This is a genomic window from Streptomyces sp. NPDC015532 (assembly GCF_043078065.1).
Taxonomy (GTDB): Bacteria; Actinomycetota; Actinomycetes; order Streptomycetales; family Streptomycetaceae; genus Streptomyces.
Genome location: NZ_JBIBSY010000001.1, coordinates 1,101,284 through 1,125,297 on the forward strand (window position 1 = coordinate 1,101,284; position 24,014 = coordinate 1,125,297).

A 24,014-nucleotide genomic window follows, 5' to 3' on the forward strand; every position below is an offset into this window, starting at 1 on the left:
GAGGCGAGGCTCTCCCCGTTGGACAGTTTTCCCCAGGAGACCCGGCGACTTTCCGGAGTTTCCCCGCGTGCGCGGCGCGTACGTACGGCTCGGCCTCCTCCTGCTCCCGGTCGGCTGACGCCATTCATCCGGCGCCGGCAGGCCTCCCCTTCCCGAGCGGGTGGGGACCCGGCGGTGCGTACGGCGGCGCCGGACCTGAGAGGGCCCGGAATGAAAGGGCGCGAAGCGCTTCCCGACGAGGGTGACAGCGGGCGACCGGAGGGACAGAGCCGACACGTCCCGGTCATGCTCCGGCGGTGCCTGGACATGCTGGCCCCGGCCCTCGCCGAGCCGGGAGCCGTGGTCGTCGACTGCACGCTCGGGCTCGGCGGTCACAGCGAGGCACTGCTCACCCGCTTCCCCGGAGTGCGGCTCGTCGCCCTGGACCGTGACAAGGAGGCGCTGCGCCTCTCCGGAGAGCGGCTCGCCCCCTACGGTGACCGGGCCGCCCTGGTGCACGCCGTCTACGACGAACTGCCCGACGTGCTCGACCGCCTGGACATCCCGCGCGTCCAGGGCGTGCTGTTCGACCTCGGTGTCTCGTCCATGCAACTCGACGAGGCCGACCGGGGGTTCGCGTACGCGCAGGACGCCCCGCTCGACATGCGCATGGACCAGACGACCGGCATGAGCGCCGCCGAGGTGCTCAACACCTACCCGCCGGGCGAACTGGTGCGGATCCTGCGGGCGTACGGCGAGGAGAAGCAGGCCAAGCGGATCGTCTCCGCGGTCGCGCGCGAACGCGAGAAGGAGCCCTTCACCAACAGCGCGCGGCTCGTCGAGCTGATCCGTGACGCGCTGCCCCAGGCGGCCAAGCGCACCGGCGGCAATCCCGCCAAGCGCACCTTCCAGGCGCTGCGCATCGAGGTCAACGGCGAACTGAGCGTCCTGGAGAGGGCGATTCCCGCGGCCGTGAAGTCCCTCGCCGTCGGCGGCCGCATCGCCGTGCTGTCGTACCACTCGCTGGAGGACCGCCTGGTCAAGCAGGTGTTCGCGGCCGGCGCCGCCAACACCGCGCCGCCCGGACTGCCGGTCGTCCCCGAGCGCTACCAGCCCCGGCTCAAGCTCCTGACCCGCGGTGCCGAACTTCCCACCGAGGAAGAGGTCGCCGAGAACCGGCGGGCCGCCCCCGCCCGGCTGCGGGGAGCGGAGCGCATCCGCGAGGAGTCCGCCGAGTGAGGCGCGGGGACAAGGAGGGGCCGTGAGGCGGACACCCGGGCTCGTGCCACGCCGTGGGCCCGTTTCCCGGACCCACCGGACGGCGGGGACGGGGCATCCGGACCGGCGCCGGTTCCCCGGGTCCGGGAACCGGACGCACGGCGGTTTCGTGAGTAGGGGAACCGGACCCATGGAGCGGCCGTGAAGGCGGCGCACCGGAGCCACAGGGAGGGCGCGTGAGCGGCAGACCCGAACTCAGGGGGCGGGCCGCCCGGCTCGCCCGGCTCCTTCCGACCGGGGCCGGGCAGGCCGCCCGCACCCCCTTCGTCCTCCTGGTCGTCCTGCTCCTCGGCGGCGGCCTCATCGGGCTCCTCGTGCTGAACTCGGCGCTCAGCGAAGGCGCGTTCCGCCTCGACGACCTCCAGAAGGAGACCAAGAGCCTGACCGACGAGGAGCAGGCACTCCAGCGGGACGTGGACGCCTACTCGGCCCCCGACGCCCTCCAGCGCCGCGCCCGCGAACTCGGCATGGTCCCCGGCGGTGATCCCGCCTTCCTCGGCCCCGACGGCAAGGTCAAGGGCGTTCCCGGAGCCGCCGGCTCCGCCGCGCGCGCCCCGATGGTCCCCCCGCCCGAGGTTCTCGCCCCCGCCCCGGCCCGCACCCCGAGCCGGGCCACGGGCCCGGCGACCGGCGCGCGGCAGCGCTCCGCGGGAGCGTCCACACAGCCCTCCACGACCCCTGGCAGGTGACGGAAGTGTCCGACAGGGAACCGCCGCGCCGCCGGGTGCCCGGCCCCGCCAGGCCCGCGCGCCCCGCCGGCCGGAACCGTCCCGGGCCGGGCGCCGGCCCGGTACGCCGCCCGGCCGCGAACCGCTCCGACGGCCCACGTCTCATCCGGCTCGGCAGCCCGCGCCCCCGGCTGCGCATGGTCAGCCTCGCCCTGACGCTGGTGATGATCGCGTTCGTCGTACGGCTGCTTCAGGTGCAGGCCGTGGACGCGGGCACCTACGCCGCCAAGGCCGAACAGAACCGCTACGTCGGGCGCACCCTGGCCGCCGAGCGCGGCGGGATCACCGACCGGGACGGCGTCGAACTGGCGACGAGCGTGGACGCGTACGACATCACCGCGGACCCGACGATGTTCACGCGCGAGGCCACGAAGGTGGGGGACGCCCCCGAACAGGCAGCCGCCCTCCTCGGTCCGATCATCGGCCAGGACGTGGACACCGTCGCCAGGAAACTGCGGACGAGGAACACCCGCTACACGCTCCTCGCGCACCGCCGCACCCCCCAGGTCTGGCAGCAGATCAAGGATCTGAAGAGCACGCTGGGAGCCAAGGCCGAGACCGACCGGAGCACGGTCAACGTCCTCGCCGGCGTCCTCGCGGTACCGGCCAGCAAGCGCGTGTACCCGAACGGCGACCTCGCCGCCGGGATACTGGGCTGGGTCAACGCCGACGGCAAGGGCGGCGGCGGTGTCGAGCAGCAGCTGAACAAGGAACTCACCGGCAAGGACGGCAAGATCCGCTACGCCCAGTCCGGAGGCCGTCAGGTGCCGACCGTGGGTTCCACCGAGACACCGGCGGTGGCCGGTTCCGACGTGGAGCTCACCATCGACCGGGACATCCAGTGGGCCGCGCAGGACGCCATCTCCGAGCAGGTGAAGAAGTCCAGGGCGGACCGCGGCTACGTGATAGTGCAGGACACGAGGACCGGCCAGATCCTCGCGATGGCCAACGCGCCCGGCTTCGACCCCAACGACCTCACCCAGGCCAACGCGGCGGCCATGGGCAACGCGGCCCTCCAGGACGCGTACGAGCCCGGCTCCACCGCCAAGCTGATGTCGATGGCCGCCGTCCTCCAGGAGAACGCGGCGACCCCCGGGACCCATGTGGTCGTGCCCAACCGGCTGCACCGCGGCGACCGGCTCTTCCAGGACGACGTCGACCACAAGACCTGGAACCTCACGCTCAACGGCGTGCTCGCCATGTCCAGCAACATCGGCACCATCCTGGCGACCGGCCAGCTCGGGAAGACCCAGAAACAGGCCAACCAGGTCCTCTACTCGTATCTGCGCAAGTTCGGCATCGGCAGCCCCACCGGGCTCCGTTTCCCGGGCGAGACGGCGGGCATCCTCGCCCCCGCCGACAAGTGGTCGACCTCGCAGCAGTACACGATCCCTTTCGGCCAGGGCGTGTCGATCAACGCGATGCAGGCGGCCTCCGTCTACTCGACGATCGCCAACGGCGGAGTCCGCGTCGAGCCGACCCTCGTGCGCGGAACGAAGGGGCCCGACGGCCGCTTCACCCCCGCCGCCGAGCCGAGGAAGAACCGGGTCGTGAGCGAGAAGACGGCGAAGACACTCGCCCAGATGCTGGAGTCCGTGGTGGACGACAAGCAGGGCACCGGCATCAAGGCGCGCATCCCCGGGTACCGGGTCGCGGGCAAGACGGGTACGGCCAACCGCGTGGATCCGGCCACCGGGAAGTACCACGGCTACACCTCCTCCTTCGCCGGGTTCGCCCCCGCGGACAAGCCCCGCGTCACCGTCTACTGCGCGATCCAGAACGCCACGAAGGGCAGCTACTACGGCGGCCAGATCTGCGGACCCGTGTTCAAGCAGGTGATGGAGTTCGCCCTGAAGACCCTTCAGGTCCCGCCCACCGGCGCGCCCGCCGCCCATCTGCCCGTGGAGTTCAAGCCGTGACCGCCTCCGACCGCACGCCGTGATCAGCCCCCACGCACAACGGACCAGGAACCACTCGTGACAACGATCACCCCGGACCCCGGGAACCAGCCCTCCCCGCGCACCCCGTCCGCGCCCTCGCTTCGCACCGGCGGGGGTGAGCCCGGTACGCTCACCGCCGTGCCACAAGCTGATCAGTCCCAAACCACCCAGAAGGGCGTCCCTGTGACATATCCGGGGCCGCCGCGTCCGGTTCACGTCTCCGCCACCCCCATCGCGGAGCTGGCCGATCAGCTGGGCGCCGAGAGGCCGGCGAGCGACACCGGGGTCACGGGCATCACCCATGACTCCCGGGCGGTGCGGCCCGGCGACGTGTACGCCGCCCTGCCCGGCGCGCGTCTGCACGGAGCCGACTTCGTGACCCAGGCGGCCGGCCTCGGAGCCGTCGCCGTGCTCACCGACCCGACCGGCGCCGACCGCGCCGCGGCCACCGGTCTGCCGGTCCTCGTCGTGGAGAACCCGCGCGGATCGATGGGAGAGCTGGCGGCCACCATCTACGGCCACCCGGGGCGCGATCTCCTGCAGATCGGCATCACGGGCACCTCCGGCAAGACCACGACGGCCTACCTCGTCGAGGGCGGCCTGAAATCGGTCCGCTCCACCGGCCTGATCGGCACGGTCGAGATGCGCATCGGCGACGAGCGCATCAAGTCCGAGCGCACCACACCCGAAGCCACCGACCTCCAGGCCCTGTTCGCCGTCATGCGCGAGCGCGGGGTCGACTCCGTGGCGATGGAGGTCTCCAGCCACGCGCTGGTCCTCGGCCGCGTCGACGGCTGCGTCTTCGACGTCGCCGTCTTCAACAACCTCAGCCCGGAACACATGGAGTTCCACACGGGCATGGAGGACTACTTCCAGGCCAAGGCCCAGCTGTTCACCGCCAGGCGCAGCCGGCTCGGCGTCGTGAACCTCGATGACGAGTACGGCCGCAGGCTCGCCGGGGAGGCCACCGTCCCCGTCGTCACCTTCTCCGCCGAGGGCCACCCGGACGCCGACTGGCGCGCCGAGGAGGTCGAGGTCGGCCCGATGGACTCGACGTTCACCGCGGTCGGCCCCAAGGGCGAGCGGGTCACCGCCCGCTCGCCGCTCGCCGGCCCCTTCAACGTGGCGAACGCCCTCGCCGCGATCGTCGCCCTCGCGGCCGCCGGGATCGACCCGCAGACCGCGGCCGACGGCATCGCCGCCGTCCCGGGGGTCCCGGGCCGGCTGGAGCGCGTGGACGAGGGCCAGCCCTATCTCGCCGTCGTGGACTACGCCCACAAGACGGACGCCGTCGAATCCGTCCTGCGCGCCCTGCGCAAGGTGACCGAGGGCAGACTGCACGTGGTGCTCGGCTGCGGCGGCGACCGTGACAGAACCAAGCGGATGCCGATGGGCGCGGCCGTGGCCCGGCTCGCCGACACCGCCGTCCTCACCTCCGACAACCCCCGTTCCGAGGACCCGCTCGCGATCCTCGCCACCATGCTCGCGGGAGCCGCCGAGGTACCGGCCCACGAGCGGGGCGAGGTCCAGGTCTTCGAGGACCGGGCCGCCGCCATCGCCGCGGTCGTCGCGCGCGCAAAGCCGGGAGACACCGTGCTGGTCGCGGGCAAGGGCCACGAGCAGGGCCAGGACATCGCCGGGGTGGTGCGTCCCTTCGACGACCGCCAGGTGCTTCGCGAAGCTATCCAGCAGACCCAGGGATGAACTTGTGATCGCCCTCTCTCTCGCCGAGATCGCAGCAGTCGTCGGCGGGCAGACGTACGACATACCGGATCCGGAGCTACAGGTCACCGGACCGGTCGTCAGAGACTCCCGTGAAGTGGAGTCCGGCAGCCTCTTCGTCGCCTTCGCCGGCGAACGCGTGGACGGGCACGACTTCGCCGAGGCGGTGATCGCGGCCGGCGCGGCGGCTGTCCTGGCGTCCCGCCCGGTCGGCGTGCCCGCCATCGTCGTCGACGACGTGCAGACGGCTCTCGGCGCCCTCGCCCGCCATGTCGTCGAACGGCTCGGCGCGACCCTCGTGGCCCTCACCGGCTCCGCGGGCAAGACCAGCACCAAGGACCTGATCGCCCAGGTGCTGCGGAGCAAGGCGCCGACCGTCTTCACCCCCGGTTCCCTCAACAACGAGATCGGACTGCCGCTCACCGCGCTCAGCGCCACCGAGGAGACGAAGTTCCTCGTGCTGGAGATGGGCGCCCGCGGCGTCGGCCACATCCGCTATCTGACGGAGCTCACCCCGCCGAGGATCGGTCTCGTCCTCAACGTCGGCACCGCCCACATCGGCGAGTTCGGCGGCCGCGAACAGATCGCGCAAGCAAAGGGCGAGCTCGTCGAGAGCCTTCCCGAGGACGGCGCCGCGATCCTGAACGCCGACGATCCCCTCGTCCGCGCCATGGCGTCGCGCACGAAGGCGCGCGTGATCCTCTTCGGAGAGTCCGGCGAAGCGGACGTACGGGCCGAGAACGTCCGGCTCACGGAGAGCGGACAGCCTTCCTTCAGTCTTCGCACACCCTCCGGGTGCAGTGATGTGACCATGCGCCTGTACGGTGAGCACCACGTGTCGAACGCGCTCGCCGCGGCCGCCGTCGCCCATGAGCTGGGCCTGTCCGCAGACGAGATCGCCCGCGCGCTCTCCGAGGCGGGCTCCCTCTCCCGCTGGCGGATGGAGGTCACCGAGCGCCCGGACGGCGTGACGGTCGTCAACGACGCCTACAACGCGAACCCCGAGTCCATGCGGGCCGCCCTGCGCGCGCTCGCGGCAATGGGCAGGGGACGTCGTACGTGGGCGGTGCTCGGTCAGATGGCCGAGCTCGGGGACGAGGCGCTCGCCGAGCACGACGCGGTCGGACGGCTTGCCGTCCGGCTCAATGTCGGCAAGCTCGTCGCGGTCGGGGGCAGGGAAGCGTCCTGGCTGCAACTGGGCGCATATAACGAGGGTTCGTGGGGTGAGGAGTCGGTGCACGTGTCCGACGCACAGGCGGCTGTCGACCTGTTGCGCAGCGAGCTGCGCCCAGGGGACGTCGTGCTCGTGAAGGCGTCCAGGTCCGTCGGGCTGGAACGGGTGGCGCTCGCGCTGCTCGCCGACGGTACCGAGGGTGAGGTTTCCGCCCGATGATGAAGCAGATCCTGTTCGCGGGAGTCCTCGGTCTTTTCCTGACCCTGGCCGGCACTCCGCTGCTGATCAAGCTGCTGGCCAAGAAGGGCTACGGCCAGTACATCCGCGACGACGGCCCGCGCGAGCACGCCAGCAAGCGCGGTACGCCGACCATGGGTGGTATCGCCTTCATCCTGGCGACGATCGCCGCCTACTTCCTGAGCAAGCTCATCACCGGTTACGCGCCGACCTACTCGGGTCTGCTGGTCCTCGGCCTGATGTTCGGCATGGGCATGGTCGGCTTCCTGGACGACTACATCAAGATCGTCAAGCGTCGTTCGCTCGGTCTGCGGGCCAAGGCGAAGATGGCAGGACAGCTGATCGTCGGCATCTCCTTCGCGGTGCTGGCCCTGATGTTCCCCGACAACCGAGGCAACACCCCGGCTTCCACCAAGCTGTCGTTCATCACCGACTTCGGCTGGAAGATCGGCCCGGTGCTGTTCGTGATCTGGGCGCTGTTCATGATCCTCGCGATGTCGAACGGCGTGAACCTGACCGACGGTCTGGACGGTCTGGCCACCGGCGCCTCCGTCCTCGTCTTCGGCGCTTACACGTTCATCGGGGTCTGGCAGTTCCAGGAGTCGTGCGCCAACGCGACGACCCTGACCAACCCGGGTGCCTGCTACGAGGTGCGCGATCCGCTCGACCTGGCCGTGGTGGCCTCCGCCCTGATGGGTGCCTGCCTGGGCTTCCTGTGGTGGAACACGTCGCCGGCCAAGATCTTCATGGGTGACACGGGTTCGCTCGCCCTCGGCGGTGTCCTCACCGGCCTGGCCATCCTCTCCCGCACCGAGCTGCTGGTGGCCATCATGGGCGGCCTGTTCGTCCTCATCACCATGTCGGTGGTCATCCAGGTCGGCTCCTTCAAGCTGACCGGGAAGCGTGTCTTCCGCATGGCCCCGCTTCAGCACCACTTCGAACTCAAGGGCTGGTCCGAAGTCCTGGTGGTGGTCCGGTTCTGGATCATCCAGGGCATCTGCGTGATCGTCGGACTCGGCCTCTTCTACGCGGGATGGGCAGCCAAGAAGTGACCAACTGGCAGGGGAAGCACGTCACCGTCGCCGGCCTCGGCGTATCGGGAATCCCGGCGGCCAAGGTCCTGCACGGCCTCGGGGCGCTCGTCACGGTCGTCAACGACGGCGACGACGAACGGGCCCGCGCGCAGGCCGCGGACCTGGAGGCGCTCGGCGTCACCGTGCGCCTCGGTGACGGCGCGACCCTGCCCGAGGGCACCGAACTCATCGTGACCGCGCCCGGCTGGCAGCCGGACAAGCCGCTGTTCACCGCGGCCGCCGAGGCGGGCGTCCCCGTCTGGGGCGACGTCGAACTCGCCTGGCGGCTGCGGGGGCTGGACGGCAGGGAGCCGGCCCCCTGGCTCGCGGTCACCGGCACCAACGGCAAGACCACCACCGTCCAGATGCTCGCCTCCATCCTGAAGGCGGCGGGCCTGCGCACGGCGGCGGTCGGGAACATCGGCGTCTCCCTCCTCGACGCCGTCCTCGGCGAGGAGCGGTACGACGTCCTCGCGGTCGAACTCTCCAGCTACCAGCTCCACTGGGCGCCCTCGCTGCGCGCCCACTCCGGGGCCGTGCTGAACCTCGCGCCCGACCATCTCGACTGGCACGGCTCCATGGAGGCGTACGCCGCCGACAAGGGCCGTATCTACGAGGGCAATCGTGTCGCGTGCGTCTACAACGTGGCCGACAAGGCCACCGAGGACCTGGTGCGCGCCGCGGACGTCGAGGAGGGCTGCCGCGCCGTCGGCTTCACCCTCGGCGCCCCGGGGCCCTCCCAACTCGGCGTCGTGGACGGCATCCTGGTCGACCGCGCCTTCGTCGAGAACCGGCACAAGAACGCCCAGGAGCTGGCGGAGGTCTCCGACGTCACTCCGCCCGCCCCGCACAACATCGCCAACGCCCTTGCCGCGGCGGCCCTCGCGCGTGCCTTCGGGGTGCCTCCCCGGGCCGTACGGGACGGACTGCGGGACTTCACCCCGGACGCGCACCGCATCGCGCACGTGGCCGATGTGGACCGGGTCGCCTACGTCGACGACTCCAAGGCCACCAACACGCATGCCGCGGAAGCCTCCTTGGCGGCCTACGAGTCGATCGTGTGGATCGCCGGGGGGCTCGCCAAGGGCGCGGCCTTCGACGAGCTCGTCGCCCGGTCGGCGAAGCGGCTGCGCGGCGTCGTCCTGATCGGCGCGGACCGCGCGCTGATCCGTGAAGCCCTGGCGCGACACGCCCCCGAGGTACCGGTCGTCGACCTCGACCGGACCGACACTGGGGCGATGCTCGCGGCTGTCCAGGAGGCCAGGAGGCTCGCCGAGCCCGGGGACACGGTGCTGCTGGCCCCGGCCTGTGCGTCGATGGACATGTTCGCCAACTACAACAAGCGCGGTGACGCGTTCGCGGAGGCGGTCCGCGAACTCGGCGCCTGACCCGGTTGCCTGGCCGGGCGAACCAGGGAGGGACGGACGCGTGACGTCGCTGTGGACCAAAGACTCCGATGCCGACTAGCCGCACCGGACGCCCTCCCGCGCGGCGGGCCGGCCGTCCCGCCGCCGGGGTGCCGCGGGACAACCCCGTACGCCGTCTCTACCTGCGTGCGCGCAAGGCCTGGGACCGGCCGCTGACCGCGTACTACCTGATCCTGGGCGGCAGCCTGCTGATCACCGTGCTGGGGCTCGTGATGGTCTACTCGGCCTCGCAGATCACGGCGCTCCAGCTCTCGCTGCCCGGGTCGTACTTCTTCCGCAAGCAGGCCCTGGCCGCCCTGATCGGCGGCGTGCTGCTGTTCGCCGCCTCCCGGATGCCGGTGAAACTGCACCGGGCGCTGGCCTACCCGATCCTGGCGGGCGCCGTCTTCATGATGGCTCTGGTGCAGGTGCCCGGGATAGGGCTCTCGGTCAACGGCAACCAGAACTGGATCTCGCTGGGCGGCTCGTTCCAGATCCAGCCCAGCGAGTTCGGCAAGCTGGCGCTCGTGCTCTGGGGAGCCGATCTGCTCGCCCGCAAACAGGACAAGCGGCTGCTGACCCAGTGGAAGCACATGCTGGTGCCGCTCGTGCCCGCCGCCTTCATGCTGCTCGGCCTGATCATGCTGGGCGGCGACATGGGCACGGCGATCATCCTCACGGCCATCCTGTTCGGGCTGCTGTGGCTGGCCGGGGCGCCCACCCGGCTGTTCGTGGGCGTACTGTCCGTCGCCCTGGCGATCGGCTTCCTCCTCATCAAGACGAGCCCCAACCGCATGTCCAGGCTGGCCTGCATCGGTGCGACCGAACCGGGGCCGCACGACACCTGCTGGCAGGCCGTGCACGGCATCTACGCCCTCGCCTCCGGCGGGCTCTTCGGCTCCGGCCTCGGCGCCAGTGTGGAGAAATGGGGCCAACTGCCCGAAGCGCACACCGACTTCATCTTCGCCATCACCGGGGAGGAACTGGGCCTCGCGGGGACGCTGTCGGTGCTCGCCCTGTTCGCGGCTCTAGGCTATGCGGGTATCCGCGTGGCCGGACGCACGGAGGACCCCTTCGTGAGGTATGCCGCGGGAGGCGTGACCACCTGGATCACGGCCCAGGCCGTGATCAACATCGGTGCGGTGCTCGGTCTGCTGCCGATCGCCGGTGTCCCGCTCCCGCTGTTCTCCTACGGGGGTTCCGCCCTGCTGCCGACCATGTTCGCCATCGGGTTGCTGATCGCCTTCGCGCGTGAGGACCCCGCTGCGCGGGCGGCTCTCGCGATGCGGCAACCCCGCTTTGGCAGAAAGCGGGGTGCGGTGAGAGAGTCCGCAAGGGCCGCGGGGCCCCGGAGATGGAACACGATGCGACGGCGTGCCTCTGCGGCGCGTTCGTCCGGAGAGCGGTGAATTTCGGTGCATGTCGTACTCGCCGGCGGGGGGACCGCCGGCCACATCGAGCCCGCGCTCGCCCTCGCGGATGCCCTGCGCAGGCAGGACCCGACCGTGGGAATCACGGCCCTGGGCACGGAACGCGGACTCGAGACCCGGCTCGTACCCGAGCGCGGCTACGAACTGGCGCTGATCCCGGCCGTACCGCTGCCGCGCAAGCCCACCCCCGAACTGATCACCGTCCCGGGACGGCTGCGCGGCACGATCAAGGCCGTCGAGCAGATCATGGAGCGGACCAAGGCGGACGCGGTCGTCGGCTTCGGCGGCTATGTGGCCCTGCCCGGCTACCTGGCGGCCAAGCGCCTCGGCGTGCCGATCATCGTCCACGAGGCCAACGCCCGCCCCGGCCTCGCCAACAAGATCGGATCGCGGTACGCGGCCCAGGTGGCCGTCTCCACGCCCGACAGCAAGCTCCGCGGGGCCCGTTACATCGGTATCCCGCTGCGCCGCTCCATCGCCACCCTCGACCGTGCCGCCGTACGGCCCGAGGCGCGCGCCGCGTTCGGGCTCGACCCCAACCTGCCGACGCTGCTCGTGTCGGGCGGCTCGCAGGGCGCCCGCCGCCTCAACGAGGTGGTCCAGCAGGCGGCTCCGTACCTCCAGCAGGCCGGAATCCAGATCCTGCACGCGGTCGGCCCGAAGAACGAACTGCCGCAGGTGCACCAGATGCCGGGGATGCCCCCGTACATCCCGGTACCGTACGTGGACCGGATGGATCTCGCGTACGCCGCGGCCGACATGATGCTCTGCCGCGCGGGCGCGATGACCGTCGCCGAACTCTCCGCCGTCGGACTGCCCGCCGCCTACGTCCCGCTGCCCATCGGCAACGGCGAACAGCGGCTGAACGCCCAGCCGCTGGTCAAGGCCGGCGGCGGACTGCTGGTGGACGACGCGGAACTGACCCCGCAGTGGGTGCAGCAGAACGTGCTGCCCGTGCTCGCCGACCCGCACCGGCTGTACGAGATGTCCGTCGCCGCCAGCGAGTTCGGCCGGCGCGACGCCGACGACCTGCTCGTCGGCATGGTGTACGAGGCGATCGCCTCACGCCATCACTAGGACCGCATGAGGGAAGGCAGGGAGCGTGGCCGGACCGACTACCGCCGAGCGCGGTGAACGGCAGAAGCTGGAGTCCGGCCCGCCCCGGCCGCCCCTGACCGGGCGGCTCCGCCGCCTTCGTAGGCTCATCATCCTTTTGCTCGCCGTGGTGTTGGCCGGAGCCGCCGCGGTGTGGATCCTCTACGGGTCCGCCTGGCTGCGCACGGAGCGCGTGGCCGTCTCCGGGACGCGGGTACTGACAGCCGCGCAGGTGCGGGAGGCGGCCGGGGTGCCGGTCGGATCCCCGCTGGTCTCCGTCGACACGGACGCGATCGAGGCGCGGCTGCTCAGGGAATTGCCCCGGATCGACTCCGTCGAGGTCGTCCGGTCCTGGCCGCACGGAATCGATCTGCGCGTGACCGAACGGACTCCGGTCCTGATCGTCAGAAAAGGCGCGAAATTCGTCGAAGTGGACGCCGAGGGCGTCCGGTTCGCGACGGTTTCCGACGCCCCGAAGGGCGTGCCCGTCCTGGAACTGGCGGTCTCGAACCGTGCCGCGCCCCTCCGCTTCCCCGTCGACCGGCTCGTGCGCGAGGCGGTGCGGATCGCCGGGGACATCCCGGACGAAGTCGCCCGTGACACCCGTACCGTCAAGGTCCGTTCCTACGACGCCGTCTCGCTGGAGTTGAGGGGCGGCCGGACCGTCGAGTGGGGCAGCGCGGAGAAGGGCCCGGCGAAGGCCAGGACGCTCCTTGCTCTCATGAAAGCCGATTCCGGGGCCCGGCACTTCGACGTAAGTGCCCCCACCGCCCCCGCATCATCGGGCAGTTGACTCGCATCGGCGCAGGCCAGCACCCTGGTTGGGCAGTGTCGAGCCTGATCACATAGGGTGAAAAGAAAAACGGGAGGTTCGGCGTGTTCGTTGAACGCGCGCCACTTGTCGACTTAGTGTCCTGTTCGGAAGAGTCCAAGGAACAGACACACTGGTAACCCTAAACTTCAGCGTTAGGGTTCGGGTCGGCGTTCGGACCGTCCCATTCGGCATCAGTCGTCGGATCGCGACCGTGCGAGGCGACGACACGTAACTCGAGGCGAGAGGCCTTCGACGTGGCAGCACCGCAGAACTACCTCGCAGTCATCAAAGTCATCGGTGTCGGCGGCGGTGGTGTCAATGCCATCAACCGGATGATCGAGGTCGGTCTCAAGGGCGTCGAGTTCATCGCCATCAACACCGACGCGCAGGCGCTGTTGATGAGCGACGCCGACGTCAAGCTCGACGTCGGCCGGGAACTCACCCGCGGCCTGGGGGCCGGAGCCAACCCGGCAGTCGGCCGCAAGGCCGCCGAGGATCACCGTGAGGAGATCGAGGAGGTCCTCAAGGGGGCCGACATGGTCTTCGTGACGGCCGGGGAGGGCGGCGGCACCGGTACCGGCGGCGCGCCCGTCGTGGCCAGCATCGCCCGCTCGCTGGGCGCCCTCACCATCGGTGTGGTCACCCGCCCGTTCACCTTCGAGGGCCGGCGCCGCGCCAACCAGGCGGAGGACGGCATCGCGGAACTCCGCGAAGAGGTCGACACCCTCATCGTCATCCCGAACGACCGGCTGCTGTCCATCTCGGACCGCCAGGTCTCGGTCCTCGACGCCTTCAAGTCGGCGGACCAGGTCCTGCTCTCCGGCGTCCAGGGCATCACCGACCTCATCACCACGCCCGGCCTGATCAACCTCGACTTCGCCGACGTGAAGTCCGTGATGTCCGAGGCCGGTTCGGCGCTCATGGGCATCGGCTCGGCCCGCGGCGACGACCGCGCGGTGGCGGCGGCCGAGATGGCCATCTCCTCGCCGCTGCTCGAAGCGTCCATCGACGGCGCCCGCGGCGTCCTGCTGTCCATCTCCGGCGGCTCCGACCTCGGCCTGTTCGAGATCAACGAAGCGGCCCAGCTGGTCAGCGAGGCGGCGCACCCCGAGGCCAACATCATCTTCGGCGCGGTCATCGACGACGCCCTCGGCGACGAGGTGCGGGTCACCGTCATCGCCGCCGGCTTCGACGGCGGACAGCCGCCGGCCAAGCGGGAGAACGTCCTCGGCTCGGCCGCGACCCGGCGCGACGACCCCGTCCCGTCGCGTCCCGCCGAGAGCCGCCCGTCCTTCGGGTCGCTCGGCAGCGTCACGCCCAAGGAGCCCGCCCCGGAGCCGGCCCCGGAGCCGGTCAGCGAGCTGCCGGTGTCCCCGCCGGTCCCGCCGTCCCGCTCCTACTCGGACAGCGCGGCCGAGGAACTGGACGTGCCGGACTTCCTGAAGTGATAGGACAGCGCTCCACTGCGAGCACCGTGAGCGGCGCCCGCTTCGCCTTCACCGACAGGTGGGGCGGGGTGAGCGCCGTTCCGTTCGAGGAGCTCAACCTCGGCGGGGCGGTCGGCGACGACCCCGACGCCGTACGCGCCAACCGGGAACGGGCCGCCAAGGCGCTCGGGCTCGACCCGGCCCGGGTCGTCTGGATGAACCAGGTGCACGGGCCGGACGTGGCGGTCGTCGAGGAGCCCTGGGGCACCTCGGAGATCCCCGCCGTCGACGCGATCGTCACGGCGCGGCGAGGGCTCGCGCTCGCCGTCCTCACCGCCGACTGCACGCCCGTCCTGCTGGCCGACCCCGTCGCCGGCGTGGCGGCCGCCGCGCACGCGGGACGGCCCGGCATGGTCGCCGGGGTGGTTCCCGCGGCCGTACGGGCCATGGTGGAACTCGGCGCCGATCCGGCCAGGATCGTCGCCCGCACCGGCCCCGCCGTCTGCGGACGGTGCTACGAGGTGCCGGACGCGATGCGCGCCGAGGTCGCCGCCGTGGAACCGGCGGCGTACTCCGAGACCGGGTGGGGGACTCCCGCGGTCGACGTGACCGCCGGGGTGCACGCTCAGCTCGAACGGCTCGGAGTGCGTGACCGCGAGCAGTCACCGGTGTGCACGCTCGAATCGAAGGACCACTTCTCGTACCGACGGGACCGCACCACCGGGCGGCTCGCGGGTTATGTCTGGCTGGACTGATAGGGCATGACGGACCGTAAGGCGCAACTCGCCGCGAACCTGGCGAAAGTGGAAGAGCGCATCGCGGCGGCGTGCACGGCCGCCGGGCGCAAGCGTGAAGAGGTGACCCTGATCGTGGTCACCAAGACCTATCCCGCCAGTGATGTGCGGATCTTGTCGGAACTGGGTGTCCGGCACGTGGCGGAGAACCGGGATCAGGATGCTGCGCCCAAGAAGGCGGAGTGCTCGGATCTGCCCCTGTTGTGGCATTTTGTCGGTCAATTGCAGACCAACAAGGTGCGTTCTGTGGTCGGTTACGCGGATTTCGTGCAGTCCGTCGACCGTTCCCGGCTGGTCACGGCTCTCTCGAAGGAAGCGGTGTCGGCGGAACGCGAAGTGGGATGTCTCGTCCAGGTCGCGCTGGACGCGCAGGAGAGCGGCCGGGGCGAGCGGGGAGGCGTGGGTGTCGGCGGGGTCGAGGAGTTGGCCGACCTCGTCGCGCGCTCCCCGGGGCTCCGGTTCGACGGGCTGATGACCGTCGCTCCGCTCACCGGCGCGTACGCGGGACGCCAACAAGAGGCGTTCGGGCGGCTGATGGATTTGTCGACTGCCCTGCGCCGGACCCATCCGGCTGCGAACATGGTCTCGGCAGGGATGAGCTCGGATCTCGAACAGGCTGTGGCAGCCGGAGCGACACATGTACGCGTCGGTACTGCGGTACTCGGAGTCCGACCCGGCCTCCGGTAACGTCGCCAAGAAGTCGGACCACAGCAGAAAATATGGTCATTACCGCCAAATGCGGGCATAACGACCTCGTGGATCGCGGGCACTTGGCAATTCGTCAGCCGATCCACCACAGAGCGGAGGACTCAGAGCATGGCCGGCGCGATGCGCAAGATGGCGGTCTACCTCGGCCTCGTGGAGGACGATGGGTACGACGGCAGAGGATTCGACCCCGACGACGACTTCGAGCCCGAGCTCGACCCGGAGCCCGAGCGGGACCGGCGACGGCATGAACCGCCGCACCAGTCACATCAGGTGCACGCGTCCCAAAGGGACGAACCGGTACGAGTGGTACAGCCCTCGGCGCCTCGTGACCCGGTGCCGCATTCCGCCTCGTTCGCCGCGGAGTCCGGGCGTCCGGCGCGCATCGCCCCCGTGGCGTCCATCACACAAGAACGTCAGAGCCTGGAGAAGAACGCCCCGGTGATCATGCCCAAGGTCGTGTCGGAACGAGAGCCGTACCGGATCACCACGCTGCACCCCCGGACCTACAACGAGGCCCGTACCATCGGGGAACACTTCCGCGAAGGCACTCCGGTGATCATGAACCTGACGGAGATGGACGACACCGACGCGAAGCGACTTGTCGACTTCGCCGCCGGTTTGGTGTTCGGTCTCCACGGCAGCATCGAGCGGGTGACGCAGAAGGTGTTCCTGTTGTCGCCTGCTAACGTCGATGTCACGGCGGAGGACAAGGCCCGCATCGCAGAGGGCGGGTTCTTCAACCAGAGCTGAGACGCAGGACCGGAACACCGTAGGGAAAACAGGGGAGAGGGAAGCACGGATCATGAGCGTGGTCGGGCAGGTCTTCTACATCGCGCTGATGTGCTTCCTCATCGTGCTGATTTTCCGGTTGGTCATGGACTACGTCTTCCAGTTCGCCCGCTCATGGCAACCCGGCAAGCCGATGGTGGTCGTTCTGGAGGCCACCTACACTGTCACCGATCCACCGCTCAAGCTTCTGCGGCGGTTCATTCCGCCGCTGCGTCTCGGGGGCGTGGCGCTTGACCTGTCCTTCTTCGTACTGATGATCATCGTTTTCATCTTGATCAGACTTGCGCAGAGCGTGATGTGAGCGATGTGAACGATACGGTCTTGCCGAATGCCGACGACTACGTTGAGGTGAAGAGATGCCGTTGACCCCCGAGGACGTGCGGAACAAACAGTTCACGACCGTCCGCCTCCGAGAAGGCTATGACGAGGACGAGGTCGATGCCTTCCTCGACGAGGTCGAAGCCGAACTGACTCGCCTGCTCCGCGAGAACGAGGACCTGCGCGCCAAGCTGGCCGCCGCCACGCGCGCGGCCGCGCAGAACCAGCAGCAGCAGGGTATGCGCAAGCCGCCCGAGCAGCAGGACCAGCAGGGCCCGCCGCAGGGTATGCGAGGGCCCGGCGCTCCTGTGCCCGCCGGAATATCAGGTCCGCCGCAGGGCATGGGTGGACCTATGGGCGGTCCGCCTCAGCTGCCGAGCGGTGCTCCCGCGCTGCCCGCGGGCCCCAGTGGCCAGGGCGGCCCGCAGGGTCAGGGTCCGATGGGCCAGGGCCCCATGGGTCAGGGCCCGATGGGCCAGGGCGGCCCCATGGGTCAGGGTCCGATGGGCCAGGGCCCCATGGGGCAGGGCCCGATGGGTCAGGGTCCGATGGGCCAGGGTCCCGGCCAGATGCAGCAGATGGGTGGCCCCATGGGCCAGGGTCCCGGCCAGATGCAGCAGATGGGCGGCCCGATGGGCGGTCCCGGCCAGATGCAGCAGATGGGTGGCCCGATGGGCGGTCCCATGGGCGGTCCGATGGGTGGCCCCATGGGCGGCCCCGGTCAGCAGATGCAGCAGCAGGGCCCCGGTGGCGACAGCGCCGCGCGTGTCCTCTCGCTGGCTCAGCAGACCGCCGACCAGGCGATCGCCGAGGCGCGTTCCGAGGCCAACAAGATCGTCGGTGAGGCCCGTAGCCGCGCCGAGGGTCTGGAGCGCGACGCCCGTGCCAAGGCCGACGCCCTGGAGCGGGACGCGCAGGAGAAGCACCGCGTCGCGATGGGCTCCCTGGAGTCCGCCCGCGCCACGCTGGAGCGCAAGGTCGAGGACCTGCGCGGCTTCGAGCGCGAGTACCGTACGCGTCTGAAGTCCTACCTGGAGTCGCAGCTGCGCCAGCTGGAGACGCAGGCGGACGACTCGCTCGCTCCGCCGCGCACCCCGGCCACCGCGTCCCTGCCGGCGGCCTCCGCGCCGTCGATGGCTCCCGCGGGTGCCGGTGCGCCGTCCTACGGAGGCAACCCGGGCATGGGCGGGCCGTCGCAGGGCGGACCGTCCTACGGCGGGCAGCAGCAGATGTCGCCCGCGATGACCCAGCCGATGGCTCCGGTGCGGCCCCAGGGCCCGTCGCCGATGCAGCAGGCGCCCTCGCCGATGCGCGGGTTCCTCATCGACGAGGACGACAACTGACGGCCGCCGGAACGCTTTAGGCGTCGGCAGCATTCAGGGCGGGGCCCCCGGAGAGATCCGGGGGCCCCGCCCTTTTGCGTGCCCGCCGAGGGCTTGTACGGGTCCAGGAGCCGCCGGTCCGGGTGCGCTGACCCACCCGGGGGCCCACGACTTCCGGACGGCCCCGTACGGGCCGCGTACGCACCCCGGCCCGCCGGCGCGTCACGCCGAGGGCCCGGGGCCGGGACGGGGGAGCGGCCGTGGCGCCGAAGGCCCCGGGGGCGGGGCGTGAGAAGGCCGGCCGTGACGACGGAGCCCGGGGTCGGGGCGCGGGAGGGCCGGCTGTCACGCCGAAGGCCCGGGGCGCCAGGTTTTCCTGGCGGCCCGGGCCTTCGGTGACGGGTGTGGCGTACTCGTCACGCCTTGCGGAGACGGAACACCAGGGACAGGCCCTCGTCGGTGAACGGCGCCCCGTAGGTGTCGTCGCTCTCCCCCTGCGCGAAGTCCGTGGCGAGGACCTCGTCGGCGATGAGACCGGCGTGCTCGCCGAGCGCCGCGACGACCGCCGGGTCCGTGGAGGTCCAGCGGAGCGCGATGCGGTCGGCGACGTCGAGGCCGCTGTTCTTGCGGGCCTCCTGGATCAGCCGGATCGCGTCACGGGCGAGGCCCGCCTGCCGCAGCTCCTCGGTGATCTCCAGGTCGAGCGCGACCGTCGCGCCGGAGTCGGAGGCCACCGACCAGCCCTCGCGGGGGGTCTCTGTGATGATGACCTCGTCCGGGGCCAGGGTCACGGTCTCGCCACCGACCTCGACCGACGCCGTGCCCTCGCGCAGGGCGAGGGACAGGGCCGCGGCGTCGGTCTGGGCGATGGCCTTCGCCACATCCTGGACGCCCTTGCCGAAGCGCTTGCCCAGCGCGCGGAAGTTCGCCTTCGCGGTGGTGTCGACCAGTGATCCGCCGACCTCGGAGAGTGAGGCGAGCGAACTCACATTCAGTTCCTCGGTGATCTGCGCGTGCAGCTCGGGGTCGAGGGCACCGAAGCCGGTCGCCGCGATCAGCGCGCGGGACAGCGGCTGACGGGTCTTGACGCCCGACTCCGCGCGCGTGGCCCGGCCGAGCTCGACGAGACGGCGCACGAGCACCATCTGGCGCGACAGCTCGGGGTCGATGGCGGACAGGTCCGCCTCCGGCCAGCTCGACAGGTGCACGGACTCCGGGGCGTCCGGGGAGACCGGGACGACCAGGTCCTGCCAGACCCGCTCGGTGATGAACGGGGTCAGCGGGGCCATCAGCCGCGTGACGGTCTCCACGACCTCGTGCAGCGTGCGCAGCGCGGCCTTGTCGCCCTGCCAGAAGCGGCGGCGGGAGCGGCGCACGTACCAGTTGGAGAGGTCGTCGACGAAGGCCGACAGGAGCTTTCCGGCCCGCTGGGTGTCGTACGCCTCCAGAGCCTGCGTCACCTGGTCGGTGAGCGCGTGGAGTTCGGAGAGCAGCCAGCGGTCCAGCACCGGACGGTCCGCCGGGGCCGGATCGGCCGCGCTGGGCGCCCAGTCGCTGGTGCGGGCGTACAGCGCCTGGAAGGCGACGGTGTTCCAGTAGGTGAGGAGCGTCTTGCGGACGACCTCCTGGATCGTGCCGTGGCCCACGCGCCGGGCCGACCACGGGGAGCCGCCGGCCGCCATGAACCAGCGCACCGCGTCGGCGCCGTGCTGGTCCATCAGCGGGATCGGCTGGAGGATGTTGCCCAGGTGCTTGGACATCTTGCGGCCGTCCTCGGCGAGGATGTGGCCCAGGCACACGACGTTCTCGTACGAGGACTTGTCGAACACCAGGGTGCCGACCGCCATCAGCGTGTAGAACCAGCCGCGCGTCTGGTCGATGGCCTCGGAGATGAACTGCGCCGGGTAGCGGCTCTCGAAGATCTCCTTGTTCTTGTACGGGTAGCCCCACTGCGCGAACGGCATCGAACCGGAGTCGTACCAGGCGTCGATGACCTCGGGGACGCGGGTCGCCGTCAGACCGCAGCCGTCCTGCGGGCACGGGAAGGTCACCGCGTCGATGTACGGGCGGTGCGGGTCGAGTTCCGACTGGTCGGTGCCCGTCAGCTCGGACAGTTCCGCGCGCGAGCCGACACAGGTGAGGTGGCCCTCCTCGCAGGTCCACAGCGGCAGCGGGGTGCCCCAGTAACGGCTGCGCGAGAGCGCCCAGTCGATGTTGTTGTTCAGCCAGTCGCCGAAGCGGCCGTGCTTGACGGACTCCGGGAACCAGTTGGTCCCCTCGTTCTCCTCCAGGAGACGGTCCTTGACGGCCGTGGTGCGGATGTACCAGGAGGGCTGCGCGTAGTACAGGAGCGCGGTGTGGCAGCGCCAGCAGTGCGGGTAGCTGTGCTCGTACGGCACGTGCTTGAAGAGCAGGCCGCGGCTCTGGAGGTCCTCGGTGAGCTTTTCGTCCGCCTTCTTGAAGAAGACCCCGCCCACGAGCGGGACGTCCTCCTGGAAGGTGCCGTCGGTACGGACCGGGTTCACGACCGGGAGGCCGTACGAGCGGCAGACCTTGAGGTCGTCCTCGCCGAAGGCGGGGGACTGGTGGACCAGACCCGTACCGTCCTCGGTCGTCACGTACTCGGCGTTGACCACGAAGTGGGCGGGCTCGGGGAACTCGACGAGCTCGAACGGACGTTGATACGTCCAGCGCTCCATCTCGGCACCCGTGAAGGACTCGCCCGTGGGCTCCCAGCCCTCGCCGAGCGCCTTCTCCACGAGCGGCTGCGCGACGACGAGCTGCTCCTCGCCGTTCGTCACGACGACATAGGTGACACCCGGGTGGGCGGCGACCGCGGTGTTGGAGACCAGCGTCCACGGGGTGGTCGTCCACACCAGGAGCGCGGCGCGGCCGGCCAGCGGACCGGAGGTGAGCGGGAAACGGACGTACACGGAGGGGTCGACGATCGTCTCGTAGCCCTGGGCCAGCTCGTGGTCCGACAGGCCCGTCTCGTCGCGCGGGCACCAGGGCGCCACGCGGTAGTCCTGGACCAGCAGGCCCTTGTTGAAGATCTCCTTGAGCGACCACCACACGGACTCGATGTACTCGGGGTCCATGGTCCGGTAGGCGTCGTCCAGGTCGACCCAGTAGCCCATGCGGTTCGTCAGCTCGGTGAACGCGTCGGTGTGACGGGTCACGGACTCGCGGCACCGGTCGTTGAACTCGGCGATGCCGAACGCCTCGATGTCCTGCTTGCCGGTGAAGCCGAGCTCCTTCTCGACCGCCAGCTCGACCGGCAGGCCGTGGCAGTCCCAGCCGGCCTTGCGGGCCACGTGATAGCCGCGCATGGTGCGGAAGCGCGGGAAGACGTCCTTGAAGACGCGCGCTTCGATGTGGTGGGCGCCCGGCATGCCGTTGGCGGTGGGCGGACCTTCGTAGAACACCCACTCCGGCCGGCCCTCGGACTGCTCGAGGCTCTTGGCGAAGATCTTCTGCTCACGCCAGAAGTCGAGCACGGCGTGCTCGAGGGCGGGCAGGTCGACCTGGGCGGGTACCTGGCGGTACGTCGGCGCTGTCATCGGCGAGCTTCCTCCAACGGACTTTCTGCCTTCCGTCGGAGGGACGAGAGCCGTGTTGCTACGGACGCCGTGTGCGGCGCGCTCCCGCGGTACCACCCTCCTTGGCCCTCCGACGCGCCGTTCGTGTCGGTGAGCCCCCTCATTGGGGTCGCGATGCCGGGTCTACTGGCCCCTCGGGGGCGTTCTGCCGGCGGCTCCGGGGTGATCTTCACGTCGCGCTCGCCCCCGGGCTTCCACCGTCCCCGGGTCGCTCCTGGCCGCGTACGCCGCTACTCGTCCCCATCCACGCTTCTCGCTGCGCCCAGTGTACGGCGCCCCGGGGACGGCGGCCGACCGGTTTTCCGGTGCGCCGCCGCGGCCCGCGGGGTGACCCGAATGGCGAGGCGCGCGCGTCCGGATCCCGGGACGCCGGTCCCGGCGGATTACCCGGCGGGGAGCTGGGCACAACGCAGGCAGACTCGCCGCGCGGGGCTCGCGTGGCGGGCGAATCGTGGGGAGGCCCCGTTGCCGCGGGCCGGAAGTCGATTTATCGTCCCAGCACGATTCGCGAGCAAGATCACAATATGTGAAGGGGCCGCGGCCATGGTGGCGAAGAAGACCGCCGTACAGCAGTCGGCGTCGGGCAGATCCACGAATGCGGCGGCCAAGGAGACGGGCGGGAAGAAGAACGCGCAGGCGGCCCCCGCGGCATCCGGGGCGAAACCGGTGGGGACGGCCTCGGGGACGGAGGCACCGGCCGCGAAGACGGCCGCGACGAAGGCCGCGGCCAAGAAGACCGCCGGCAGGAAGAGCACGGCGAGGAAGGCGGCGACGGCGGGAAGCTCCGCGTCCGGGAAATCGGCGGCCTCCGCCGCGAGGAAGAGCACGGGCACGTCGAGGAAGAGCACCGGTACGGCCAGGAAGACGGCCGCTTCGGCGGCCCAGGGTGCGGCCGAGGCCGCGAAGACGACGGGAGCCACGACGGTGGTTGCGAAGAAGACCCGTGGCGCGGCCACGGCCGCGAAGAAGGCCACCGCGGTACCGAAGGCGAGGCTCGCCGCGGTGGAGCCCGGAGAGCTCGCGGTGCGGCCGGGAGAGGCCCCCTGGACACCGGAGGAGGTCGGGGCGGCCCGCGCGGAACTCCAGTCGGAGGCGCTGCGGCTGCGTACGGAGATCTCGTCGTCCGAGGAGGCCCTCGCGGGCCTGATGCGGGACTCCGGCGACGGCGCGGGCGACGACCAGGCGGACACCGGTACGAAAAACATCACACGCGAGCACGAGATGGCGCTCAACTCGAACGCGCGCGAAACGCTGGAGCAGACCGAGCACGCCCTGGACCGCCTCGACGCGGGCACCTACGGCCTCTGCGAGAACTGCGGCAACCCCATCGGAAAGGCCCGTATGCAGGCGTTTCCGCGCGCCACCCTGTGCGTCGAGTGCAAGCAGAAGCAGGAACGCAGGCACTGAACCCCGGGCGCCGCGCCGGAGCACGACCGTCGCGCGGACGGGAGTGCTCCTGAGCGCCTGGGCCCGCGAGCGGGTGCCGTACCCTCGTCCTCAGTCAGGAACCTAGGTCGAGGGACTCACTCACGTGGCAGAGGCGGAGCGCATCATCGGTACGCCGGACATTCCGGGGGCGGCGGGGGCCGAACCTGAGCAGTCCGGCGGGAACGCGGCGTCCGGCGACCGGTCCGGCGCCGACGCGCCGGCCCCGGCCGAGCGGCCCAGGGGCAAGCGCAGGATCGCCGTGCTCTTCACGGTGGCCGTCCTCGCGTACGCCCTCGATCTCGTCAGCAAGATGATCGTGGTGGCGAAGCTGGAGCACCACGACTCGATCGACATCCTCGGGGACTGGCTGAAGTTCGAGGCGATCCGCAACGCGGGCGCCGCCTTCGGCTTCGGCCAGGCCTTCACGATCATCTTCACGGTGATCGCGGCGGCGGTGATCGTCGTCATCGCGCGGCTCGCCCGCAAGCTCTACAGCGTGCCGTGGGCCATCGCGCTCGGGCTGCTGCTGGGCGGTGCGCTCGGCAACCTGACCGACCGCGTCTTCCGCTCGCCCGGCGTCTTCGAGGGCGCCGTCGTGGACTTCATCGCGCCCAAGCACTTCGCCGTCTTCAACCTCGCCGACTCGGCGATCGTCTGCGGCGGCATCCTGATCGTGCTGCTGTCCTTCCGGGGCCTGGACCCGGACGGCACCGTCCACAAGGACTGAGACCGGCCGGGCACTGGCGTTCGGGC

At 70.7% G+C, this 24,014-nt stretch carries 20 protein-coding genes; 18 read left to right on the forward strand and 2 right to left on the reverse strand.

The features are described 5' to 3' along the window. The first annotated feature begins 210 nt into the window (after window positions 1–210). From rsmH to ACF07B_RS04740, 16 genes are all read left to right on the forward strand, one after another. Window positions 211–1,218, forward strand: a complete 1,008-nt coding sequence (rsmH, locus tag ACF07B_RS04665) for a 16S rRNA (cytosine(1402)-N(4))-methyltransferase RsmH (protein WP_362401917.1) — start codon at window positions 211–213, stop codon at window positions 1,216–1,218. Window positions 1,219–1,433: 215 nt separating this feature from the next. After that, on the forward strand, window positions 1,434–1,946 hold the full coding sequence (locus tag ACF07B_RS04670; RefSeq protein ID WP_369483883.1) for a septum formation initiator family protein: 513 nt from the start codon (window positions 1,434–1,436) through the stop codon (window positions 1,944–1,946). Between the two features lie 5 nt (window positions 1,947–1,951). Next, window positions 1,952–3,904, forward strand: coding sequence for a peptidoglycan D,D-transpeptidase FtsI family protein (locus tag ACF07B_RS04675; RefSeq protein WP_392177718.1), 1,953 nt, complete (start codon window positions 1,952–1,954; stop codon window positions 3,902–3,904). Between the two features lie 57 nt (window positions 3,905–3,961). Then, window positions 3,962–5,629, forward strand: coding sequence for a UDP-N-acetylmuramoyl-L-alanyl-D-glutamate--2,6-diaminopimelate ligase (locus ACF07B_RS04680; protein WP_392177719.1), 1,668 nt, complete (start codon window positions 3,962–3,964; stop codon window positions 5,627–5,629). Window positions 5,630–5,633: 4 nt separating this feature from the next. Next, window positions 5,634–7,040: a UDP-N-acetylmuramoyl-tripeptide--D-alanyl-D-alanine ligase gene (gene murF, locus ACF07B_RS04685; protein ID WP_369485206.1), complete on the forward strand. Its 1,407-nt coding sequence runs from the start codon at window positions 5,634–5,636 to the stop codon at window positions 7,038–7,040. Further along, complete coding sequence (gene mraY, locus ACF07B_RS04690) at window positions 7,040–8,110, forward strand: phospho-N-acetylmuramoyl-pentapeptide-transferase (RefSeq protein ID WP_362402037.1); 1,071 nt, start codon at window positions 7,040–7,042, stop codon at window positions 8,108–8,110. The genes murF and mraY overlap by 1 nt, the downstream gene beginning before the upstream one ends. Continuing rightward, window positions 8,092–9,519: a UDP-N-acetylmuramoyl-L-alanine--D-glutamate ligase gene (gene murD, locus ACF07B_RS04695; protein WP_392177720.1), complete on the forward strand. Its 1,428-nt coding sequence runs from the start codon at window positions 8,092–8,094 to the stop codon at window positions 9,517–9,519. Before mraY ends, murD begins: the two co-directional genes overlap by 19 nt. Window positions 9,520–9,587: 68 nt before the next feature. Further along, window positions 9,588–10,946, forward strand: coding sequence for a putative lipid II flippase FtsW (ftsW, locus tag ACF07B_RS04700; RefSeq protein WP_369485210.1), 1,359 nt, complete (start codon window positions 9,588–9,590; stop codon window positions 10,944–10,946). A 6-nt stretch (window positions 10,947–10,952) separates the two neighbouring features. Continuing rightward, window positions 10,953–12,044: an undecaprenyldiphospho-muramoylpentapeptide beta-N-acetylglucosaminyltransferase gene (gene murG / locus ACF07B_RS04705; protein WP_392177721.1), complete on the forward strand. Its 1,092-nt coding sequence runs from the start codon at window positions 10,953–10,955 to the stop codon at window positions 12,042–12,044. A 25-nt stretch (window positions 12,045–12,069) separates the two neighbouring features. Then, window positions 12,070–12,855, forward strand: a complete 786-nt coding sequence (locus tag ACF07B_RS04710; protein WP_392177722.1) for a cell division protein FtsQ/DivIB — start codon at window positions 12,070–12,072, stop codon at window positions 12,853–12,855. Between the two features lie 275 nt (window positions 12,856–13,130). Next, window positions 13,131–14,324, forward strand: a complete 1,194-nt coding sequence (gene ftsZ / locus ACF07B_RS04715) for a cell division protein FtsZ (protein WP_362401890.1) — start codon at window positions 13,131–13,133, stop codon at window positions 14,322–14,324. After that, window positions 14,321–15,058: a peptidoglycan editing factor PgeF gene (gene pgeF, locus ACF07B_RS04720; protein WP_392177723.1), complete on the forward strand. Its 738-nt coding sequence runs from the start codon at window positions 14,321–14,323 to the stop codon at window positions 15,056–15,058. Before ftsZ ends, pgeF begins: the two co-directional genes overlap by 4 nt. A gap of 6 nt (window positions 15,059–15,064) precedes the next feature. Further along, entirely contained in the window at window positions 15,065–15,784 is a 720-nt protein-coding gene (locus tag ACF07B_RS04725; protein WP_369485216.1) for a YggS family pyridoxal phosphate-dependent enzyme, read from the forward strand. A 129-nt stretch (window positions 15,785–15,913) separates the two neighbouring features. Next, a complete protein-coding gene (locus ACF07B_RS04730; protein WP_392177724.1) occupies window positions 15,914–16,555 on the forward strand; it encodes a cell division protein SepF in 642 nt (213 codons plus the stop codon). Between the two features lie 52 nt (window positions 16,556–16,607). After that, window positions 16,608–16,895: a YggT family protein gene (locus ACF07B_RS04735; RefSeq protein WP_326788310.1), complete on the forward strand. Its 288-nt coding sequence runs from the start codon at window positions 16,608–16,610 to the stop codon at window positions 16,893–16,895. A gap of 55 nt (window positions 16,896–16,950) precedes the next feature. Next, on the forward strand, window positions 16,951–18,255 hold the full coding sequence (locus tag ACF07B_RS04740) for a DivIVA domain-containing protein (protein ID WP_369485220.1): 1,305 nt from the start codon (window positions 16,951–16,953) through the stop codon (window positions 18,253–18,255). A gap of 395 nt (window positions 18,256–18,650) precedes the next feature. Here the strand turns inward: ACF07B_RS04740 and ileS are convergent, their stop codons facing one another. After that, window positions 18,651–21,794 (reverse strand): isoleucine--tRNA ligase, encoded by a 3,144-nt coding sequence (gene ileS, locus ACF07B_RS04745; RefSeq protein ID WP_392177725.1) that lies wholly within the window; start codon window positions 21,792–21,794, stop codon window positions 18,651–18,653. A 422-nt stretch (window positions 21,795–22,216) separates the two neighbouring features. Beyond that, window positions 22,217–22,753 (reverse strand): hypothetical protein, encoded by a 537-nt coding sequence (locus ACF07B_RS04750; RefSeq protein ID WP_392177726.1) that lies wholly within the window; start codon window positions 22,751–22,753, stop codon window positions 22,217–22,219. A 4-nt stretch (window positions 22,754–22,757) separates the two neighbouring features. Here ACF07B_RS04750 and ACF07B_RS04755 point away from each other — a divergent pair, with 4 nt between their 5' ends. Next, complete coding sequence (locus ACF07B_RS04755; RefSeq protein WP_392177727.1) at window positions 22,758–23,240, forward strand: TraR/DksA family transcriptional regulator; 483 nt, start codon at window positions 22,758–22,760, stop codon at window positions 23,238–23,240. 124 nt (window positions 23,241–23,364) lie between these two features. After that, the gene (gene lspA, locus ACF07B_RS04760; protein WP_392177728.1) at window positions 23,365–23,988 is read left to right on the forward strand and encodes a signal peptidase II; all 624 of its coding nucleotides are present in this window, start codon (window positions 23,365–23,367) and stop codon (window positions 23,986–23,988) included. The last annotated feature ends 26 nt before the right edge of the window (window positions 23,989–24,014 follow it).

What these genes read in the sequence shown, in the direction of transcription:
- ACF07B_RS04725 (WP_369485216.1), top strand. Translation starts at nt 15,065, where the DNA reads ATGACGGACCGTAAGGCGCAACTCGCCGCGAACCTGGCGAAAGTGGAA.
- ileS (WP_392177725.1), bottom strand. Translation starts at nt 21,794, where the DNA reads ATGACAGCGCCGACGTACCGCCAGGTACCCGCCCAGGTCGACCTGCCC.
- mraY (WP_362402037.1), top strand. Translation starts at nt 7,040, where the DNA reads ATGAAGCAGATCCTGTTCGCGGGAGTCCTCGGTCTTTTCCTGACCCTG.
- murD (WP_392177720.1), top strand. Translation starts at nt 8,092, where the DNA reads ATGGGCAGCCAAGAAGTGACCAACTGGCAGGGGAAGCACGTCACCGTC.
- ACF07B_RS04735 (WP_326788310.1), top strand. Translation starts at nt 16,608, where the DNA reads ATGAGCGTGGTCGGGCAGGTCTTCTACATCGCGCTGATGTGCTTCCTC.
- ACF07B_RS04740 (WP_369485220.1), top strand. Translation starts at nt 16,951, where the DNA reads ATGCCGTTGACCCCCGAGGACGTGCGGAACAAACAGTTCACGACCGTC.
- ftsW (WP_369485210.1), top strand. Translation starts at nt 9,588, where the DNA reads ATGCCGACTAGCCGCACCGGACGCCCTCCCGCGCGGCGGGCCGGCCGT.
- ACF07B_RS04730 (WP_392177724.1), top strand. Translation starts at nt 15,914, where the DNA reads ATGGCCGGCGCGATGCGCAAGATGGCGGTCTACCTCGGCCTCGTGGAG.
- rsmH (WP_362401917.1), top strand. Translation starts at nt 211, where the DNA reads ATGAAAGGGCGCGAAGCGCTTCCCGACGAGGGTGACAGCGGGCGACCG.